The following is an 18,476-nucleotide window of genomic DNA, read 5'->3' as shown; positions in this document are numbered from 1 at the left end:
TTGGCTTTGACCAGTTCCGCCGTTGACAATGCGTTTGCGCCGGCCGCCAGGCGGATCGCCATGCCGGTTGACGGCTTGCCGTTGTAGCGGGCGATGGTGGAATAGTTCTCCGCGCCGATTTCGACACGGGCCACGTCGTTGAGCAGCACCAGGCCGCCGTCGGTGGCGGCGCGGACGACGATCCCCTCGAAGTCCTCCGGCGTGGTCAACAGCGATTGCGCGGTGATCGTGGCGTTGAGTTGCTGGCCTTCAACCGAAGGCAAGGTGCCGAAAGCGCCAGCGGAAATCTGCGCGTTTTCGGTCGAGACCGCAGCCACGACATCGCTGGGAGCAAGGCCATAGGCAGCAAGCTTGACCGGGTCGAGCCAGATCCGCATGGCGTATTTGGCGCCGAATACCTGCACTTCGCCGACACCCTCGAGGCGGCTGAATTCATCGACAAGGCTTGTGTTGAGGTAGTCGGACAGGTCGGTCTGGTCGAGCTTGCCGTCATTGGAGATCAGCCCGATGACCATCAGGAAGCTGGCCGAGGATTTCTGGACCGTCACGCCCAGGCGCTGCACCGTTTCCGGCAGCAGCGCGGTGGCCTGCGAAATCTTGTTCTGGACCTGGACCTGAGCGATGTCCGGATCGATCCCGGTCTCGAAGGTCAGCGTGATCGAGGCGGTGCCGGCGGAGGTTGAACTCGACGAGAAATAGCGAAGACCGTCAAGCCCGGTGAGCCGCTGCTCGATGACCTGGGTTACCGTGTTGGCAATGGTCTGGGCCGACGCGCCCGGATAGCTCGCCGCGATCGAAATCGTCGGCGGCGCGATCTGCGGATATTGCGATATCGGCAGGGTGAAGATGGAAAGAACGCCTGCACCCATGATGATGATCGAAATCACCCATGCAAAGATCGGCCGGTCGATAAAGTAACGTGCCATGTCGGTCTCCGCGAGTTCAGTTCTTGGCTGCTTGTTCGGCGCGTTCTTCGGGGGCTACGGGGGCGCCGACCGCGATCTTCTGCAGCCCTTCGACGATTACCCTGTCACCCTCGTTGATGCCGTCCGTGACGATCCAGTCGGACCCGCGGTCGCTGACAATCGTCAGGGTGCGTTGCTCGACGACATTGTCGGCGCCGACAACCATGGCGGTGGGATTGCCGCGACGGTCACGCGAGACGCCTTCCTGGGGAACCAGAACGGCGTCCTCGATGACGCCCTGGGGCATCTCGACCTGGACATACATGCCGGGCAGCAGCATTTCGTCGGGATTGGGGAATGTCAGCCGCAGGGTGACGACGCCGGTTTGCTCGTCGACATGCGGTTCGGCTGCGGTCAGTTCACCGGTGTGATCGTAGGCCGAGCGATCGGCCAGCGTCAGCTGGACCCTGGTGTCGATATTGGCGCCGGCAGCCTTGGGGCCCCTGCGCTTCCAGCGCACCAGATCGGCGGCTGACTGGGCAACGTCGACATGGACAGGGTCGAGCTTGCGGATCACCGCCAGCGGATTGGTCTGTCCGGAGATGACCAGCGCGCCCTGGGTGGTGAGCGAAAGCCCGATTGCGCCGGAAATCTGGGCGCGGATGGTGGTTCGGTCCAGGTCGATGGTGGCAGCAAGCCGTTGCGCATTGGCAACCTGCAAGGCGGCATCGGCGGCGTCGCGGGTGGTGATGGCCGTATCCAGTGCCTGCTCGCTGGCGACATTGCTCTTGCGCAATTTCTCCATGCGTTCCAGCTCCCGGTTGGCCGAATCGAGGCCGACCTGAGCCTGGTTGACGGCGGCCTCCGCCGCCACGACCTGCGCCTTGTAGGTGGCCGGGTCTATGCGGTAGAGAACGTCGCCCTCCTTGACTGCCGAGCCTTCCTCGAAAAGCCGCTCGACGATGATGCCGTTTACCTGCGGGCGAACCTCGGCGACACCGGACGCGACGACGCGGCCGGGAAGCGTGGAGGTGACGGTGACCGTCTCGGCCTTCACCGTGACCACGGTGACCGGCGTAGGCGGACGTTCCTGCTGCTGCGCCGAGGCGACAGTTGCCGTCACGACGGCGAGCAGCAACGAAAGCAGGGCGTAAGGCGCTAACCTCATCAAATTTCTCCGTCTAATTTGGAGTGCCCGCTTGGCGAGATCGCACACAGCGGATAATATGGAAACCAAGCGGTTTTATATTTGATTTTTTGCAGGGCGCAAGCGCGATGCCACGCACAAAACTGTGACCGCGAACACGGGAGATCTGATTTGTTGCCAAAGTGCCGCAATTTCCAGCGTGGTCCGGGCAGGCCGCGCCGGTTCGATTCGTCGGAACGCGAGGCGATCATCATCGATGCCGCGGAACGGCTCATCCTGGCCCAGGGGCTCGCCGGGGCGTCAATGGCGGCGATCGCGCACGAGGCCGGCATGTCCAAGCGCACGCTTTACGAGGTGTTTGAAAGCCGTGCGGCCCTGTTCGCGTCGATCATCCGGCGCATGCACAACACCTTCACGCGCCCCCTGACCAGTTCTGATCTGGAAAAACCGCTCGCCCAACGCCTGCGCTTGCTGCTGACCCCGGCGGGCGAGAAGATTTCCGATGCGCTGCCCCTGGCAATATTGCGGGCTGTCATCACAGAGGCGGAAAGACAACCTGATCTCGTGCATGAATTCCTGCGGGAAGGGCCGTATGCGCTCTACGCCATGATTCGGGCCGAACTCGACCGCTCTGTTGCCAGTGGCGAAATCCGGATCAGCGACACGGAAGCCGCGGCGCGGCTGATGGCGGACATGGCGCATGAAAACGTCCTCGAACACCTGGTGGTTGGCCGACCCGATTGCGGACAGGAGGAAGCCCACGGCCGCCGGCTCGATCTCGCCATTCGCGTGTTTCTCGGCGGCATCGGCACCACGGTTTGAATCGAATCCGTGACACCCTTGCGCCGGGCAGGCACAGCTGCAACAGCAAGACCCGGACCGGATCTGCCCGTTTGCGGCGGATGTCGCGCGGGAATGGACCTGGCGGGCATCCAGTTGCAAGCGTAAGGAGCACTGTCATGCCTTGACATGATGCATTTGGGCTATCGTTCAAATCGGTTCATTTGACCTCGACATGCATCATGTCCGGGTGAGTGGATCGCCGACCTCATTGGCGGAATTCTGTTCAAAATAGCCCAGAAACGCATCCAGCAGATGGGCCATGATGAGGGTCATGCCGACATGGCCGACAAATGACGATTGCGTGTATGTGCCGAAGTCCATCATGAAACTGCGCCCGATAAAGGGGGCAAGCATACCCTGGGCCACGAACCAGAGAAACAAGCCCGAGACAAAGCCTGTGAGCCAGACCCGTGCCGGCATGATCAATCGCGTTGCGTAGACAAACAGGCCAAACCCCAGCGAGCCGATGAGGAAATGGACCGGAAAGGCCAGGGCCTTGGTAATTTCGATCCCGGTCAGTTTCGACGTTATTGCGATGACAAGATTTGATGGTTGCAAGACAACACCGAACAAGGCCGGCGATATGAGCCATGCGTACAGTTCGAAACACACTTCTCCGATCAGGCCGGCAAGCGCGACGGCAAGGAAAGTCTGTTTTCTGATGGGCGTAACAAGGGAGGACATTGTGATCTTTCTGCAAGGAGGGGGAGATCGCAACCGGTATCAGTCCGCCAGGACGCTCACAATTAACGTTGGATCACGTCTGATCACGTCGCGCGAAGGCAACCGGCGGAAAATTCAGGTGAGGCAGGGAAAAATCGTGAAAGCCGGGTTCGGGCGGACACGGACGGGCGTAAGTCCCGTTGATGCAGATTGATGGTGGGCGCGACAGGGATTGAACCTGTGACCCCTGCCGTGTGAAGGCAGTGCTCTCCCGCTGAGCTACGCGCCCGTCGCGAGGCCCGCCAGCGGCGGTTCGAACGGCTGAGCGGCGGTATAAGCGGTGCGGCCGGTCAACGTCAAGCGGCAGATTCTCCAACAGCCCTGCAAAGATCTGCGAAATCACCCGTGCTGCGCGAAGTGGATCGTCGCACGCCGCCGGGTCAGGCCTTCTGCCTGTGCGCCGCGATCAGGCCGGTCACCAGTTCCGCGCCGAGATCGTCGAAATGGTCGAGCACCAGGTCGGGTTTGAAGCTCGCCACCGGTTTGTCGGAATAGCCGAACGGCACCGCGATGGCCGGAACCCCGGCATTCTGTGCAGCAAGGATGTCGTTGACGCTGTCGCCGATCATCACCGCGTTGCTGGCGCTGCCGCCGGCCCTGGCGATGGTGCCGAGAATATGGTCGCCATGCGGTTTTCTCACCGCAAACGTGTCGCCGCCGGTGATGGCGGCGAAGCGGCCGGTCAGCTCAAGCGCATCGAGCAGGCGAATCGCCAGCGTTTCGGTCTTGTTGGTGCACACGGCCAGCGTCATGCCCGCCGCCTCGATCCGGTCAAGCGCTGCCATCAGGCCCGGATAGGGCAGGGAGTGACCCGGCATCTGGGCGGCGTAATGGACCAGAAAGGCATCGAAAGCATATTCAAGCTGCTCGGGAGACGATGGGTGGCCGTGATGCGCCCAGGCCCGTTCGATCATCACCCTGGCGCCCTGGCCGACAAGCCAGGTCATGTCCTCGAACGCCACATGCCCCAGCCCGTTGAGATCCATGACATGATTGAGGCTCGCCATCAGATCCGGCGCGGTGTCGATCAGCGTGCCGTCGAGATCGAAGATTACCAGGGGAGAGGACATTCGGGCTCCGGAATATGGGATGATTAATGCGCAATGGTTGCGGGCTCAGTACCGTCTGATCCGGTATGTGGCAATGCCGCAGCGCTGGCTTTAGGCGCGTCGCGGCGCTGCTGTATCGTGCTGAAGGCGCGTGCAGCTGCGCGCCGCGCCCTTGAGCTCTGCCCTTGCAAACAATGTCCGGGTTCAGCAATATGGTGCCTTGATGTGGTTCACACTTTGGCGCGCGGGCCTGCGAACGCCAATCCATCGGCCTTCGGGCCTGAACACGGGCTTTGCCTCGCCTGCCTTACATGCTAACAGGCGGTCCGGTATCAACAACAACGGAAAGCTGGCATGGACGCCCGCCAACTTAAAATCGCTGCAGCGCAGGCGGCACTCGACCATGTCGAGGACGGTATGCGGCTGGGGATCGGAACCGGTTCCACGGCGGATGAATTTGTCCGGCTGCTGGCCGAAAAGGTCGCCGAAGGGTTCAGGATCCAGGGGGTTCCCACCTCCGAGCGCACGGCGCGGCTCTGCGTCGAACTCGGCGTGCCGCTGTTCTCGCTCGACGATCTCCCCGAGCTAGACCTGACCATTGACGGCGCCGACGAAGTTGATGGCGGGCTTGGCCTGATCAAGGGCGGCGGCGGCGCGCTGTTGCGCGAGAAAATCGTGGCTTCGGCTTCGGCGCGGATGATTGTCATTGCCGACGAGACCAAGCTGGTGGAGACGCTGGGACGCTTCCCGCTGCCGATCGAGGTGGCGCCGTTCGGCCTGGCCGCGACCCGGATTGCGGTCGAGCGGCTTGCCGCCAAGCTCGGCTTGAGCGGGGAAATCGTGCAGCGACCCGACAAGGACGGCCCATTTCTCACCGACGGGGGACATTTCATCCTCGATGCATCTTTTGGCCGCATTCCCGATGCAGAAGCCCTCGCAAACGGGCTGGTGGCAATTCCGGGCGTGGTCGAACACGGACTATTTCTTAACATGGCGGATGCCGCGATCATCGCTTCACAAAGTGGCGCGCGGACCTTGCTGGCGAAGGATTAAACAGGAGTGAAACCGAACATGACTAATTTCACCGGTCTCAGGCGTTTCGGCGCGGGGTTGATCGTGGCTTCGAGCCTCGTCATCGCGGGCCACTCGGCCCTGGCTCAGGAATTGAGCGAGGAACATATCGCCGCGGCCCGCGCCGCAATCTCCTCGCTCAAGTCGACCGATCAGTTTGACGCCGTTATTCCGACAGCGGCCGAGCAGCTGAAGACCGAGCTGATTCGGTCGAACGCCGACCTGCAGGAAGTCATCAGCACCACCATCGACGAGGAAGCGCTGAAGATCGTTCCGCGCCGTTCCGATCTTGAAAAGGAAGCCGCGCAGATCTACGCCAAGGCCTTCACCAAGGAAGAACTGGAGGCAATCGCCGGCTTTTACAGTTCCGGTCCCGGCAAGAAGCTGATCGACAACGGCCCGCTGGTGACCCGTGAATTGATCAAGTCGGCTGAAATCTGGTCTTCCGGCATTGCCCGCGACCTTGCCCAGAACGTCAACAAGGCGTTGCAGGAAAAGATCGGTCAGCGTCCCAAGGTGACTGACGAAAAGCCCTGATGGGGCAGACCGCGCGCCATCACATTGGCGTGTTGACTGTTGTTTTGAGAGCCCGGGACGTGATCCCGGGCTTTTATTTTTTCAGCTTATGGCTAAATAGGGCCGTTCCCCCGGCCGGGCGGTTGAAGCCCGGGCCCAGCATATGGAAGGTTTCCCCGTCATGAGCGAATTTGACTTTGACCTGTTTGTCATCGGTGGCGGTTCTGGCGGCGTGCGCGCGGCGCGGCTTGCCGCGGGGCTTGGCAAGAAGGTGGCGATTGCCGAGGAATACCGGTTCGGCGGCACCTGTGTCATTCGCGGCTGCGTTCCCAAAAAGCTTTTCGTTTATGCCTCGCAATTCCAGGAGCATTTCGAGGATTCGCGCGGCTTTGGCTGGAGTGTCGGCGAAAGTTCATTCGACTGGCCGACGCTGATTGCCAACAAGGATCGCGAGATTGACCGGCTGGAAGGGCTGTACAAGCGCGGGCTGGAAAATGCCGGCGCCGAAATCATCGCCTCGCGCGCCGAGCTGACCGGGCCGCATACGGTGCTGATCAAGGCGACCGGCCAGACCGTGACCGCCGAGCGGATCCTGATCGCCGTCGGCGGGCGCGCCAATCCGCATGCGGCGCTGCCCGGCCATGAATTGTGCATCAGCTCCAACGAAGCCTTCCACCTTGAAGAGCTGCCCAAGGCGATCCTGATCGCCGGCGGTGGCTATATCGCCGTCGAGTTCGCCAATATCTTCCATGGTCTTGGTGTCGAAACCACGCTGATCTACCGCGGCAAGGAAATCCTGTCGCGGTTCGACCAGGACATGCGGCGCGGGCTGCATGCGGCGATGGAGGAAAAGGGCATTCGCATTCTCTGCCACGAAGTGTTCGAGAAGATCGAGCGCGGGCCGGATGGGCGGCTGCTGGCGCACACCTCGGCGGGCAAGGCGCTGGTCGCCGATCAAGTGATGCTGGCGCTTGGCCGCGATCCCAACACCGATGGCCTCGGGCTGGAAGCTGCAGGCGTGAAGACCGGCCGCAAGGGCGAAATCCTGATCGACGAGTATTCGCGCACCAGTGCCGACAATATCTATGCGGTTGGCGATGTCACCGACCGGGTGCAACTCACCCCGGTGGCGATCCACGAAGCCATGTGCCTGATCGACACGCTCTACCACGACCGCCCGACCTCGCCGGACCATGGTCTGATACCCACGGCGGTGTTCTCGCAGCCCGAAATCGGCACGGTCGGCCTGTCGGAAGACGAGGCGTCGTCCCGCTTTGAGGAACTGGAGATCTACCGGGCCGAGTTCCGGCCGATGAAGGCGACGCTGTCGGGCCGGTCGGAAAAGACCATCATGAAGATTGTTGTCAACGGGCAGGACCGCAAGGTGCTTGGCGTGCACATTCTCGGCCACGAGGCCGGTGAAATGGCGCAATTGCTCGGCATCGCGCTCAAGGCCGGCTGCACCAAGGATGATTTCGACCGCACCATGGCGGTCCACCCCACCGCCACCGAGGAACTGGTGACGATGTACAAGCCAAGCTACCTGGTGAAAAACGGCGAGCGGGTCTGACCCGCGTTCCGGGGAAACGCGATTGAACCGTGCGGCCTTCTTTACTCATCTGACCACCACCGATCCACGGCTGTTTGCTGGCGGCATGACGGCAGCGCAAAGGGCAGGGCTGTCGGTCAAGCTTGATGTCTGGGCGAAATGGTACGCCGGCTGTCATCCCGTCAGCTATCTGGCTGCGGCGCTCGGACAGATCTGGCGCGAGACCGGCGGGCGCATGGAGCCGGTGCTGGAGGCGTTCGCGCCCGACCGCAAGATTTCCGCCGAACGGCTGCAGAAGGCGTTTGACGCGGGACGGCTGAGCTGGGTCAAATCGCGGTACTGGCTGGCTGACGAGACTGGCCGCCACCCTGTCGGCGGCGGCGACATCCAGCTCACCCACCGGCGCAATTATGTGAATGCCGAGGACAGGCTGCGTGCGCGTTTCGGCGTCTCCATCGGACTGGCGGAGAATTACGACCTGATCCTCGATCCGGTGATTTCAGCCCATGTGGCATTTTCCGGCATGATCGAGGGCTGGTTCCGGCCCTGCAAGCTTGAGGATTTCTGCGGGCCCGACGGGCTCGATTACGCCGCGGCGCGCGACATCGTCAACGGCGATGCCGGCCTGATTGGCGAGGAGATCGCCCGCAATTGCCAGATCTTCGAGGCCGCACTGAGAGCCGCCGGGGCGGATCGCGATTTCGGACCGCCCGAGGGCAGCATTGACTGGCCGGGCTTGCGAAAGCCATCCGTCCGAAACCGGTTATTGTCTTGGTATCAATGGCTTGCAGGCAGGTTCGGGCAAAATGAGTCATCGCGTTGATGCACTGAATCATGCGTCAACGGCGGTGCCAGGCTTTCGCTCAGCCTCTGCCACGGCGCTCAAGAGCAGCGCCGGAGGCAAGCTGATGCCCGGGCATGTACGGGCAGGGCCGACGGGGTGAGGCAACAACGAAGGAGCGGTCCACAGGTTTTCGCCCGATGCCGGTACGAGGCGGATCACCGCGGCAAGCGGGCATTCGCCCGGGCGGCAGAACAGGTCCGCTGGCGCTCAATCTGCCGAGGTCTGAAACAGCGATAAAATCGTATCGACTGTCGAGTTTGACTGAACGTGCCCTTGGGCCGCTCCTCGCAGCAAGGGGCAAAGATACCACCTGATGTGCCACAGACATCTTGCCGTCGACATTGGAGGGTTCTATGCCTGCGCCATGCGTATTCTCGACAACATCATAAGTGACCGCGGGTCGAAATATACGGTCTCGGGAGGCCCCTGCGCATCCGAGGAGGAGGCCAAGGCCTTTATCAAGAAGCTGTGCCGCAAGAAGAAATTTGCCAGGGCGTCCCATAATACATGGGCTCTGCTGGGTGCCGATGCCCCGTTGAAGAACGATGATGGCGAGGCAGGTGCCGGCATGGTGATCTTGCGGATGCTGGAGCGAGAAGGATTGCGCGACCACATCATCGTGGTTACGCGATGGTTTGGCGGCAAGCACCTGGGCGGCGACCGCTTCCGGCACGTGCAGGAAGCAGTGCGGATTTACCTTTCCGATCTGCGCGCAAGCTGAGGCAAGTGGTCGAGTGCCGCTTCCGGGCCCTTGGCGGACCTTCGCCACCTCGTCAAACATTGCACCGCAGCTGCGGCTTTGCTGCCGTTGATCAAGCACGCACGACTTTTGACGGATCACTTTCGGCACAGCGGGCAAGCCGACCATGCTGGCCATGCCGGAAACAAAACAGAACTTCCAAACATTCGTTTTCTTCAACACTTAGAGTCTGTTCAAGAAAGCGGATAGCGGGCGAGCCTTCGTGTCATGAGCTTGATCATTGCGGTCTGGATGAAGGCGAGGCTTGTCGTTGAGAACCGCTCGAAATCCTTTGCCAGGCGGCGGTTTATTCCAAGCCATGCCAGTGTGCGCTCAACGATCCAGCGTTTTGGCAACACCTCAAATCCGACCTGATTGCGTTTGACGATTTCCATCGGTCGCGGGCTTGCGGCTTGGACTTTGGGTCCCTGATAGCCGCCGTCCATTGCACGGCAGGCAAGCGAAGCGCCGCCGAGAGGGGCCGCAGATTTTCTCGATAAAGGGAAAGCGGCTTGCGAGCTTGTCTAAGACGAGGCCTGCTCCGTCGCGATCCTGAATGCCCGCCGAGTGGACCTCCGCCTTGAGAAGCATGCCCAACGTGTCGACCAGAATGTGGCGCTTGCGGCCCTTGATCTTCTTGCCCGCATCATAACCGATATCACGGCGGCCGTCCGGGCCGGTCTTCACCGACTGGCTATCGATGATGGCAAATGACGGCTGGTCTTCGCGGCCCTCAAATTGTCGCGTCCGGCGGTAGAGCGCATCATGAATACGCCGCCACGTTCCGTCCCGGCAGAACCGTTTGAAATAATAATGGACCGTGCTTTTCGGCGGAAAATCGTGCGGCAGCAACGCCCATTGGCAACCCGATTGCAGCAGGTAGAAGATGGCGTCCATCACGTCCCGCAGTGACGTCTTGCGCCTGCGGCCCCGCTGCGGCTGGGACGGCATGAAGGGCTCGATTATGCTCCATTCCCGGTCCGTCAGGTCACTTGCATAGCGCATCCCGCTTCTGTCATGGTGACGGCGGGTGAAGGGTGTCCAGGCCATTCGATTTCTCCGTATTTGTCGCAAAATACAAAGAATCTGATTGCCGCCCTTCACTCAACCCCCGCCAACTAACCCGCAATTCTTGGACAGACACTTACACGCTGAACAACGTATCAATTATCGGGCAAGCTGGCACGTCGCCTTTGCCGCACTCCGCAGCCATTGATCGGAGCGATTTTTCCAGCCGTCTTAGGTCGGTCAGCTTTTTTTTGACAGTCGCCAGATGGTCAACGGTCATGGCGTGAACTTCGCCGCACGTAAAGTCTGCGCGGTCAACCATTTGCAGCAGTGCCCTGATTTCCTCGATACTGAAACCCAATTCACGACACCGCTTGATGAAGAACAAACGCTTGAGCTGGGCGTGATTGTACTGACGGTTGCCGCCCTCTGTCCGGTCTGGCTTCGGCATGATGCCGATCCGCTCGTAATAGCGGATCGTTTCAATATTGACCGTTGTCTCACGCGACAACGCACCAATCGCATAGCCTCGCATTTTTGTGATCTCGGACATGATTTTTTTGCCTTGCATCTGTAGCTACTACAGATCTCACACTACTCTCGTGATCGAAATCTTGCGAGCAAATTCATGAGTGAAATTACAACTGCGGCATCGATTGAACCCGCGTCTGACAATGATTCAAGCAAAACCAAACTGGTAGCGGCAGGCGGAATTCTGGGCGCGATTGCGGCCTCCACCTGCTGCATCATTCCTCTGGCGCTGTTCAGTCTTGGAATAAGCGGCGCCTGGATCGGTCAGTTGACGGCTCTGTCCGCCTATCAGCCGATCTTCATTGCCATCACCCTTGGATTTCTTGGATACGGATACTGGCTGGTCTACCGCAAGCCAAAATTTGCGTGTGCAGAAGGGGAGGCATGCGCCAGGCCGCTTCCCAGTGTCATTGTCAAATCCGGCCTCTGGTTTGCAACCGCTTTGATCCTGCTGGCCTTCGCGTGGCCGTATCTCGTCCCCCTCATTCTCGAATAAGGAAAAGGAACCATCATGAAAAAGCTGATCCCGTCACTTGTGTTTGCGATGCTCACCACAGCTTCATCAGTGGCCATCGGCGCAGAGCAAACCATCAAACTCTCCGTGCCGGACATGACCTGTGTCAGTTGCCCCTACATGGTCAAGCAAGCCATTTCAGCCGTGGACGGCATCAAGGCCGTGGAAGCGACGATGGAAGACCGCTCGGCAACAGTGACCTATGACGATACGCTCACGAGCATCGAGGCCATTCAGCAGGCGACGGCCAATATCGGATACCCTTCTTCGCCCTATGAGGCGAAAAGCGGATCATGACCGACAAGGGCATTCTCACAACAGGGATTATCGGCACGGTCATTGCTGCCTTGTGCTGTTTCACCCCGGTTCTGGTTATCCTGTTTGGCGTAGTCGGACTTTCCGCCGTCGTCGGATATCTCGATTACGTGCTGCTTCCAGCTCTCGCCTTCTTTGTGCTGCTGACGATTTACGCCCTGTGGCGAAGACTCGCCCGCAGGCAATATCGGCCTAGATGAAGTGCAGGACGAAACCCCGGAAGGAAGGCAGGAAATATGTCTGGTAGTTATGATCTTATCGTGATCGGTGGCGGCACCGGTGGAAATGGTGTCGCCCGGATGGCCGCGAATGCCGGCTGGAAAGTGGCCAGTATTGACTGCGAGCCTCATGGCGGCACCTGCGCCCTGCGCGGCTGTGATCCCAAGAAGATGCTGATCGCGGTCACCGAGGGGGTCGAGTGGGCGGCGAACATGAAGGGCAAGGGGCTTGTGGCAGTTACCTCTGTCGATTGGCCCGGCATGATGGCTTTCAAGCGGACATTCACCGATGCAATGCCTCCGCGCATCGAATCGGGGCTGGAAAAGGCGGGCGTTGACGTCTTGCATGGCGAGGTGCGGTTCACCGGCACGGACAGCATCGATGTGAACGGCGAGACCCTGCGCGCCAAGCATTTTCATATCGCCACCGGCGCACGGCCAATGACGCTGGACATCCCCGGCGAGGAGCATCTGACCACCAGCACCGAATTCCTGGAACTGCCCGAGCGGCCCGACCGCATCGCCTTCGTTGGCGGGGGCTTCATCGCCATGGAATTTGCGCATGTCGTCAAACGTGCCGGTGCCAGCGAAGTCACTGTATTGGAGATGATGGACCGGCCACTGGGTCCCTTCGATCCCGATCTGGTGGCGATGCTGGTCAGGGCGACCGAAGACCTTGGCGTCGACTTGCGCACCGAAGCAAAGGTGCTGAGCGTCGACAAACGCGGCGGCGAATTTGTGGTCACGGTCGAACGGCCCTCCGGCACCGAGACTGTGACGTGCGACTTGGTGGTGCACGGCACGGGCCGGGTACCCAACATCGATGGTCTGAACCTGGAGGCTGTCGGTGTTGAATATGGCCAGCGCGGCATCAAGGTCACCGCCGCGATGCGCACCACCAATCCAGCCATTTTCGCTGCCGGAGATTGCGCCGACAGCGGCTTGAACCTGACTCCTATTTCCGCCCTCGAAGGGCGTGTCGCCGGAAAGAACCTGCTGGCCGGAAAAGACGCGCGCGAAGTCAACTATCCGCCGATCCCCTCAGTGGTTTTCACTCTGCCGATGGTCGCCACAGTCGGGCTTTCGGAAGCGGCAGCCAGGGAACAGGGCCTGAAGTTCGACACGCATTTCGACAAAACCGACGATTGGTATTCATCCCTTCGCGTCGGCGCGAAGTGGACAGGCTTCAAGGTGCTGGTCGAACACGACAGCGGCAAGATTCTCGGCGCACACCTGATCGGGCCGGGGGCTGAGGAACAGATCAACCTCTTCGCCATGGCGATGGGGTCCGGTCAGACCGCCAATCAGATCAAGGCGATGATCTTCGCCTATCCCAGCTACGCCTCAGACATCGGGTCGATGGTTTGAATCAAATCCGGCTCGGCTGCGAAGGCGGCACCGGTCTCAAGACAAGAATTGGAAACTGCAAATGGACCAGACAGTGAAGGCAGGTGATTGCTGCTTTGTGAAAGACGCCGGCGGCGGCAACTATGATGTGGCCGTTATCGGAGCGGGATCGGCTGGCTTCTCCGCCGCCATCACGGCGGCCGACGAAGGCGCTCGGGTGGTCTTGATTGGGCACGGGACGGTTGGCGGAACCTGTGTCAATGTCGGCTGTGTGCCTTCCAAAGCGCTGATACGGGCGGCTGAAACCCTGCATGTTGCCCATGCCGCTGATCGCTTCGACGGAATAGAGGCGTCGGCCCGGGTCACCGATTGGCAGGCAACTGTCAAACAGAAACAGGATCTGGTCGACGGCCTGCGCAAGGCCAAATACAGCGATGTCCTGAAAAACTACACCTCCGTGACCTATCTCGAAGGCGAGGCTGAGTTTTCACAGGACGGAAAACTCACGGTTGATGGCAAAGCCGTCTCTGCAAAGAAGATCATCATCGCAACAGGCGCGCGGCCTGCGTTGCCATCAATCGAAGGCATCGAGACTGTTCCCTACCTGACCAGCACCACCGCGCTGGAGCTGGAGACTCTGCCAGCTTCCTTGCTGGTGATTGGCGCGGGCTATATCGGGGTGGAGATTGCGCAGATGTTTGCCCGCGCAGGAGTGAACGTCACGATTGTTTCCCGGCGCGGGCTCTTGCCAGAAGCAGAACCGGAAGTCGGCAAGGCTCTTACAGGCTATTTTGAAGACGAAGGCATTACTCTTGTCAGCGGCATCAGCTATGACCGCATTGAAGCAAGCGGCAATTCCATTGTTCTCACGGTACAAGATGAAATCGGACTCAGAGAAATCACCTCCGAAAAACTTCTCGTTGCCACGGGCCGAACCCCCGACACTGAACGCCTCAATCTGGCGTCGGCAGGCATCGAGCTTGCAGCCAACAAAGGTGTGAAAGTCGATGCCCAAATGCGCACCACACGCGAAAACGTCTATGCTGCGGGTGATGTGACGGGACAGGACCAATTCGTCTACATGGCTGCATATGGTGCAAAGATTGCAGCCAAGAACGCCATGAACGGCAATTCCCTGTCCTACGACAACTCGGCGATGCCCGCAGTCGTCTTTACCGATCCGCAAGTTGCCAGCGTCGGGTTGAGCGAAGCCCAGGCGAGGCAACGCGGGTTTGAGGTTCGAACATCTGTCCTGACGCTCGACAATGTCCCCAGAGCCTTGGCAGCGCGTGACACCCGCGGCCTGATAAAGCTCATTGCAGACGGAAACACCAAGAAACTCATCGGAGCACATATTCTGGCACCTGAAGGGTCTGACAGCATCCAGACCGCCGTTCTCGCCATCAAAATGGACATGACCTATGAAGATCTGGGCGCGACGATCTTTCCCTATCTGACCACCGTTGAGGGCTTGAAGCTGGCCGCCCAGACCTTCGACATGGATGTGAAAATGCTGTCCTGCTGCGCGGGATAGCTGTTGTAATAACCATCCGGCGGACGGATGTCTGCTTTTCGCAAATTGACATTACCTCAGCGTAGTTGCAGCGAATTCCCGATTTCCGCCCGATCAGGCCCTTGGCCCCCCAACCGGTCACTCTGATGAACGGCCCGAAACGACCGTAACGCCTCAACCCCATCACCGGCAGCCGTCCCCGGCCTCTACCGCTTCAAATTCTGCCGCACCCAGGCGACAATTCCCCTGGCGTCCATGGCGCCAGCCTGGCGGGCGACTTCCTGGCCCTTGTCAAACAGAATGATCAGCGGAATGCCGCGGATCTGGAAGCGGTTGCCGACAGTCTGGTGCTGTTCGGTGTCGAGCTTGGCAAAGCGCAGCTGCGGCGACATTTCGCCCGCGGCCTGCGCGAACATCGGCGCCATCATCCGGCAGGGGCCGCACCAGGGCGCCCAGAAATCCACCAGCAGCGGAATGTCGTCGCCCTTGAGGTGCTTGTTGAGTTTCGCCTCGTCAAGCTCGAACGGTGCTGCGGGAAACAGCGGCGCCTTGCAGGCGCCACAGCTGGGATTTGCAGCAAGCCTGTTGTCCGGAACTCGGTTCTTGGCCTGACATGCGGGGCAAACGATGTGGAGCATCTCGGTCATGGCTGCCTCATTCGACCTGGGCCGCGTCCACGTCAACCACGTCTTCGACGGGTTTGGAGTAGCTGCCGCGCGCAAGCGAGGGCAGGGTGTGAAGGTGGACCCCTTGCGCAGTGTGACCGGCGAGAATGCCGAGCGCGCGTTGCTCGTGGGTCTCGTCGCGGGTGCGCACCCACAGCAGCAGACCGCCGGCCATGAGGTGTTTTTCGATCTCGTCGGCACGGGCCTTGCCGATCAGGCTTGCCAACACGGCGCCGGCCGAACCGCCGATGCCGCCGCCAATCACGGTTGCGGCCACTGCGGCAGCCAGCGCGCCGCCCGAGGCGACAACCGTCGCCGCGCCGATCATTGCCGGCACATAGACCAGAAAGCCGATGACCGCGCCCATGGCGTCGCCGACAGATTCGGTGGAGACGAACGCGGTGGTGGGCACCTCGACGCGGTCCTCGAGATCGCGCGCGGGCACATAGGATTCATGCAGCTTGTCTTCGATGGCCTTTTCCGACGCCACAAGATTGAGATCCATGCGGTTGAATCCCTGGGTCAGCAAATCGTCGATTGCCGCCTGCAGGTCTTCGACATTGTGGAAGACGCCGACGGCTTCGGTGGTGTTTGAATAGGCGGATTGTTCAGGCATGTCGCAATCTCCTGGGATCGGTGGGATGCTCATCCGTAACGGGATGGGTCCACGCTCGCGATGACACATGTCAATTGGTGCGAGAAAACCGCGCCTGTTGCAACTTCACGCGCTTCGGGTGCTGGCTATTGAAACCGCTTGAGCCAGCGAAGCTTGGTTCTGGAAAACGGCGGATAGCGCAGCGGCAGGTCGAACCATTCCGACTTTGTCAGCACGCTCTTGGCGTGGCTGAAGGTGTCGAACGAGGCGCGGCCGTGATAGGCTCCCATGCCGCTGGCGCCCACGCCACCGAACGGCAGTTCCGGCACCGCCACCTGCATCACCGCATCATTGATGCAGACGCTGCCCGAGCTGGTTTGGGCAAGCACCTGATCGCGTGCCGGTGCGGAGTTGGAAAACAGGTACAGCGACAGTGGTTTGGGCCGGGCGTTGATGAAGCCGATTGCCTCGTCGATCGATCCGTAGCGGATGACCGGAAGCAGCGGCCCGAATATCTCCTGGCGCATGATGTCGGCGTCCGCATCAACTCCGGTCAGCACCGTCGGCGCGATGTATCTTGCCGCGCGGTCGGTTTCGCCGCCCACCGCTATGGTTGCTCCCGACATCAGCTCGCTGACGCGGTCGAAGTGTTTGTCGCTGACCAGACGCGGATAGTCGGGGCTTGTTTTCGGGTCATCGCCGAAAAATGCGCGGATCGAGGTTTCGAGCCGGTCGACCAATTCATCGGCGACGGTGTCGTGCGCCAGGACATAATCGGGTGCAATGCAGGTCTGCCCGGCATTGAGAAACTTGCTCCACGCCACCCGCCGCGCCGCGAGCTCGAGATCGCAATCGGGCTCGACAATGCACGGGCTTTTGCCGCCCAGTTCCAGGGTGACCGGCGTCAGGTGACGGGCCGCTGCCGTCATGACGATCTTGCCGACACTCTCGCTGCCGGTGAAGAAAATATGATCAAACCGCTCTGCAAGCAGTCCGGTGGTGGCCTCGACCCCGCCCTCGACAACGCGGATTGCCGCCGGGTCCAGATAGGCCGGGATCAGCCGGGCAAGCATCTTCGAGGTGGCCGGCGAGATCTCGGAGGGCTTCAGGATCGCGCAATTGCCGGCGGCGATTGCCCCGATCAGCGGCATGGCGGTGAGGTAGAAGGGATAGTTCCACGGCGCGATGATCAGCGCCACACCCAGCGGCTCGGCCACGATCATGCTGCGCCCGGGCTGGTTGGTTACTGGTGTCGACACCTTGCGCGGCCGCATCCAGCGCTTCAAGTGCGCAACCACGTGGCTGATCTCGCCGAGCACCGGGCCGGCTTCGCTCATCCGCGATTCAAAGCCGGATTTTCCCAGGTCGGTGTGCAGCGCGTCGAGGATGTCGGTCTCGTTTTCCTCGATCATGGCCTTGAGACCAAGCAACTGGCCGCGCCGCCACTCGAACGAACGGGTCTTGTGGCTTGCGAAAGTTTGCCGGAGTTCATTGAGGATGTGTGGCGTGGCGGTCATGGGGATCGGCCCGTGAATTGGAGAAAACAGCTGTTGGCTCACTCTGTAACGAGCATTTGTAGCCAAACCGGGGCCAGCGAGCCAAGCCGTTTGTCCGCCGGTCAGCGGGCAGGCGCGGCTGATTGTCCCGCGCACCGGCGACAAGCGCCGGTGTTTTGACATCGGGCCGCCAACAGGCCATTTCAAGGCTGGCAGCGCCGCTGCGAAATCTGACCCCCCGCCAGCCCAGGAGAGCTTACGTGCCCGCAACGCCATCCATCGCAGAGCTTGAGCTTCTGGCCCGGTCGAAAGACCTTGTCGGCTATTTCGGCTATGGATCGCTGGTCAACCGCGCCACGCTGACCACAGGCGTCGTCGCCGCCTGGCCGGCGCGGCTGATCGGCTGGCGCCGGACCTGGCGGGCCAGGCCCGACATGACTGCGGGGCCGGGGAATGCGGAACCGGGGGATGCAGAACCGGGATCTGCTGCCGCAGTGTCGCTGCCCGACGGGTCGACGCCGTCGCTGCTGAGCGCGCACCGGGCGCCGGGCGCGGGCATCGACGGGCTTCTGGTGGTTGATTTTGCCGAAAACCTGGCCGCCATCGACGCCCGCGAATTCCGCTATCACCGGCGCGATATCTCGCTTGCGGAGCTTGCGTTCGCCACCGGCGTGACCGGCATTGGTGCGCAACTGAATATCGGATTGCATGTCTACGAGGCACGGATCGAACAGCCGCCGGTTGCCGGGCCATCGGCGATCCTGCGCTCCTATCTCGATGCGGTGATGCAGGGCTTCCTGCGCGAATTCGGCGCGGGCGGCGTGCATCGCTTCGTTGCCGAGACCGATGCATTCCATATGCCCGTTCACGAAGACCGGCATGCGCCGC

At 60.9% G+C, this 18,476-nt stretch carries 20 protein-coding genes, 1 tRNA gene and 1 pseudogene; 12 read left to right on the top strand and 10 right to left on the bottom strand.

The window, feature by feature from the left end; all coding sequences use genetic code 11:
• Together ABJN75_RS13095 and ABJN75_RS13090 are read right to left on the bottom strand one after the other, a co-directional pair.
• Nucleotides 1–926, bottom strand: a 926-nt coding sequence (locus tag ABJN75_RS13095; protein WP_348440036.1) for an efflux RND transporter permease subunit, incomplete at its 3' end; no start/stop codon positions are given.
• A 16-nt stretch (nt 927–942) separates the two neighbouring features.
• Nucleotides 943–2,073 (bottom strand): efflux RND transporter periplasmic adaptor subunit, encoded by a 1,131-nt coding sequence (locus tag ABJN75_RS13090; RefSeq protein WP_348440035.1) that lies wholly within the window; start codon nt 2,071–2,073, stop codon nt 943–945.
• Nucleotides 2,074–2,226: 153 nt separating this feature from the next.
• Between ABJN75_RS13090 and ABJN75_RS13085 the strand changes: the two genes are divergently transcribed.
• Nucleotides 2,227–2,874 carry a TetR/AcrR family transcriptional regulator gene (locus tag ABJN75_RS13085; RefSeq protein ID WP_348440034.1) on the top strand — a complete coding sequence of 216 codons (648 nt, stop codon included), beginning with the start codon at nt 2,227–2,229 and terminating at the stop codon, nt 2,872–2,874.
• 198 nt (nt 2,875–3,072) lie between these two features.
• Here the strand turns inward: ABJN75_RS13085 and ABJN75_RS13080 are convergent, their stop codons facing one another.
• From ABJN75_RS13080 to ABJN75_RS13070, 3 genes are all read right to left on the bottom strand, one after another.
• Complete coding sequence (locus ABJN75_RS13080; RefSeq protein ID WP_348440033.1) at nt 3,073–3,579, bottom strand: hypothetical protein; 507 nt, start codon at nt 3,577–3,579, stop codon at nt 3,073–3,075.
• A gap of 193 nt (nt 3,580–3,772) precedes the next feature.
• A tRNA-Val gene (locus ABJN75_RS13075) sits at nt 3,773–3,847 on the bottom strand.
• 151 nt (nt 3,848–3,998) lie between these two features.
• Nucleotides 3,999–4,688, bottom strand: coding sequence for an HAD family hydrolase (locus tag ABJN75_RS13070; RefSeq protein ID WP_348440032.1), 690 nt, complete (start codon nt 4,686–4,688; stop codon nt 3,999–4,001).
• Between the two features lie 333 nt (nt 4,689–5,021).
• Between ABJN75_RS13070 and rpiA the strand changes: the two genes are divergently transcribed.
• The 5 genes from rpiA to ABJN75_RS13045 all read left to right on the top strand — a co-directional run bounded on the left by rpiA (nt 5,022) and on the right by ABJN75_RS13045 (nt 9,368).
• A complete protein-coding gene (rpiA, locus tag ABJN75_RS13065; RefSeq protein WP_348440031.1) occupies nt 5,022–5,720 on the top strand; it encodes a ribose-5-phosphate isomerase RpiA in 699 nt (232 codons plus the stop codon).
• A gap of 18 nt (nt 5,721–5,738) precedes the next feature.
• On the top strand, nt 5,739–6,275 hold the full coding sequence (locus tag ABJN75_RS13060) for a DUF2059 domain-containing protein (protein ID WP_348440030.1): 537 nt from the start codon (nt 5,739–5,741) through the stop codon (nt 6,273–6,275).
• A gap of 160 nt (nt 6,276–6,435) precedes the next feature.
• Nucleotides 6,436–7,824: a glutathione-disulfide reductase gene (gene gor / locus ABJN75_RS13055; RefSeq protein ID WP_348440029.1), complete on the top strand. Its 1,389-nt coding sequence runs from the start codon at nt 6,436–6,438 to the stop codon at nt 7,822–7,824.
• A 22-nt stretch (nt 7,825–7,846) separates the two neighbouring features.
• Nucleotides 7,847–8,626, top strand: coding sequence for a hypothetical protein (locus tag ABJN75_RS13050; protein ID WP_348440028.1), 780 nt, complete (start codon nt 7,847–7,849; stop codon nt 8,624–8,626).
• Between the two features lie 334 nt (nt 8,627–8,960).
• A complete protein-coding gene (locus ABJN75_RS13045; protein WP_348440027.1) occupies nt 8,961–9,368 on the top strand; it encodes a YigZ family protein in 408 nt (135 codons plus the stop codon).
• 212 nt (nt 9,369–9,580) lie between these two features.
• Here the strand turns inward: ABJN75_RS13045 and ABJN75_RS13040 are convergent.
• Both ABJN75_RS13040 and ABJN75_RS13035 read right to left on the bottom strand, forming a co-directional pair.
• Nucleotides 9,581–10,436: pseudogene (locus tag ABJN75_RS13040) on the bottom strand (IS5 family transposase).
• Nucleotides 10,437–10,530: 94 nt separating this feature from the next.
• Entirely contained in the window at nt 10,531–10,947 is a 417-nt protein-coding gene (locus tag ABJN75_RS13035) for a helix-turn-helix domain-containing protein (RefSeq protein ID WP_348440026.1), read from the bottom strand.
• A 75-nt stretch (nt 10,948–11,022) separates the two neighbouring features.
• On the opposite strand from ABJN75_RS13035, the gene ABJN75_RS13030 reads away from it, so the two are divergent.
• From ABJN75_RS13030 to merA, 5 genes are all read left to right on the top strand, one after another.
• Nucleotides 11,023–11,421, top strand: coding sequence for a mercuric transporter MerT family protein (locus ABJN75_RS13030; RefSeq protein WP_348440025.1), 399 nt, complete (start codon nt 11,023–11,025; stop codon nt 11,419–11,421).
• 15 nt (nt 11,422–11,436) lie between these two features.
• On the top strand, nt 11,437–11,736 hold the full coding sequence (merP, locus tag ABJN75_RS13025; RefSeq protein ID WP_348440024.1) for a mercury resistance system periplasmic binding protein MerP: 300 nt from the start codon (nt 11,437–11,439) through the stop codon (nt 11,734–11,736).
• Nucleotides 11,733–11,954, top strand: a complete 222-nt coding sequence (gene merF / locus ABJN75_RS13020) for a mercury resistance system transport protein MerF (RefSeq protein ID WP_348440023.1) — start codon at nt 11,733–11,735, stop codon at nt 11,952–11,954. Before merP ends, merF begins: the two co-directional genes overlap by 4 nt.
• 36 nt (nt 11,955–11,990) lie before the next feature.
• Nucleotides 11,991–13,340, top strand: a complete 1,350-nt coding sequence (locus ABJN75_RS13015) for an NAD(P)/FAD-dependent oxidoreductase (RefSeq protein ID WP_348440022.1) — start codon at nt 11,991–11,993, stop codon at nt 13,338–13,340.
• A 61-nt stretch (nt 13,341–13,401) separates the two neighbouring features.
• The gene (gene merA / locus ABJN75_RS13010; protein ID WP_348440021.1) at nt 13,402–14,853 is read left to right on the top strand and encodes a mercury(II) reductase; all 1,452 of its coding nucleotides are present in this window, start codon (nt 13,402–13,404) and stop codon (nt 14,851–14,853) included.
• Nucleotides 14,854–15,038: 185 nt separating this feature from the next.
• On the opposite strand, the gene trxC is transcribed toward merA, so the two are convergent.
• From trxC to ABJN75_RS12995, 3 genes are all read right to left on the bottom strand, one after another.
• On the bottom strand, nt 15,039–15,479 hold the full coding sequence (gene trxC / locus ABJN75_RS13005; protein ID WP_348440020.1) for a thioredoxin TrxC: 441 nt from the start codon (nt 15,477–15,479) through the stop codon (nt 15,039–15,041).
• Nucleotides 15,480–15,486: 7 nt separating this feature from the next.
• Nucleotides 15,487–16,113, bottom strand: coding sequence for a hypothetical protein (locus ABJN75_RS13000; RefSeq protein ID WP_348440019.1), 627 nt, complete (start codon nt 16,111–16,113; stop codon nt 15,487–15,489).
• Nucleotides 16,114–16,238: 125 nt separating this feature from the next.
• Nucleotides 16,239–17,609 (bottom strand): aldehyde dehydrogenase family protein, encoded by a 1,371-nt coding sequence (locus tag ABJN75_RS12995; protein ID WP_348440018.1) that lies wholly within the window; start codon nt 17,607–17,609, stop codon nt 16,239–16,241.
• A gap of 239 nt (nt 17,610–17,848) precedes the next feature.
• On the opposite strand from ABJN75_RS12995, the gene ABJN75_RS12990 reads away from it, so the two are divergent.
• Nucleotides 17,849–18,476 (top strand): hypothetical protein (locus ABJN75_RS12990; RefSeq protein WP_348440017.1); only part of this gene is annotated, 628 nt, incomplete at its 3' end.

Origin of the sequence: Hoeflea sp., from assembly GCF_039975035.1 — a bacterium.
Lineage (GTDB): Bacteria > Pseudomonadota > Alphaproteobacteria > Rhizobiales > Rhizobiaceae > Hoeflea.
Note: the sequence above shows the minus strand (reverse complement) of the source record. Positions and strands in the feature narration are given on the sequence as shown.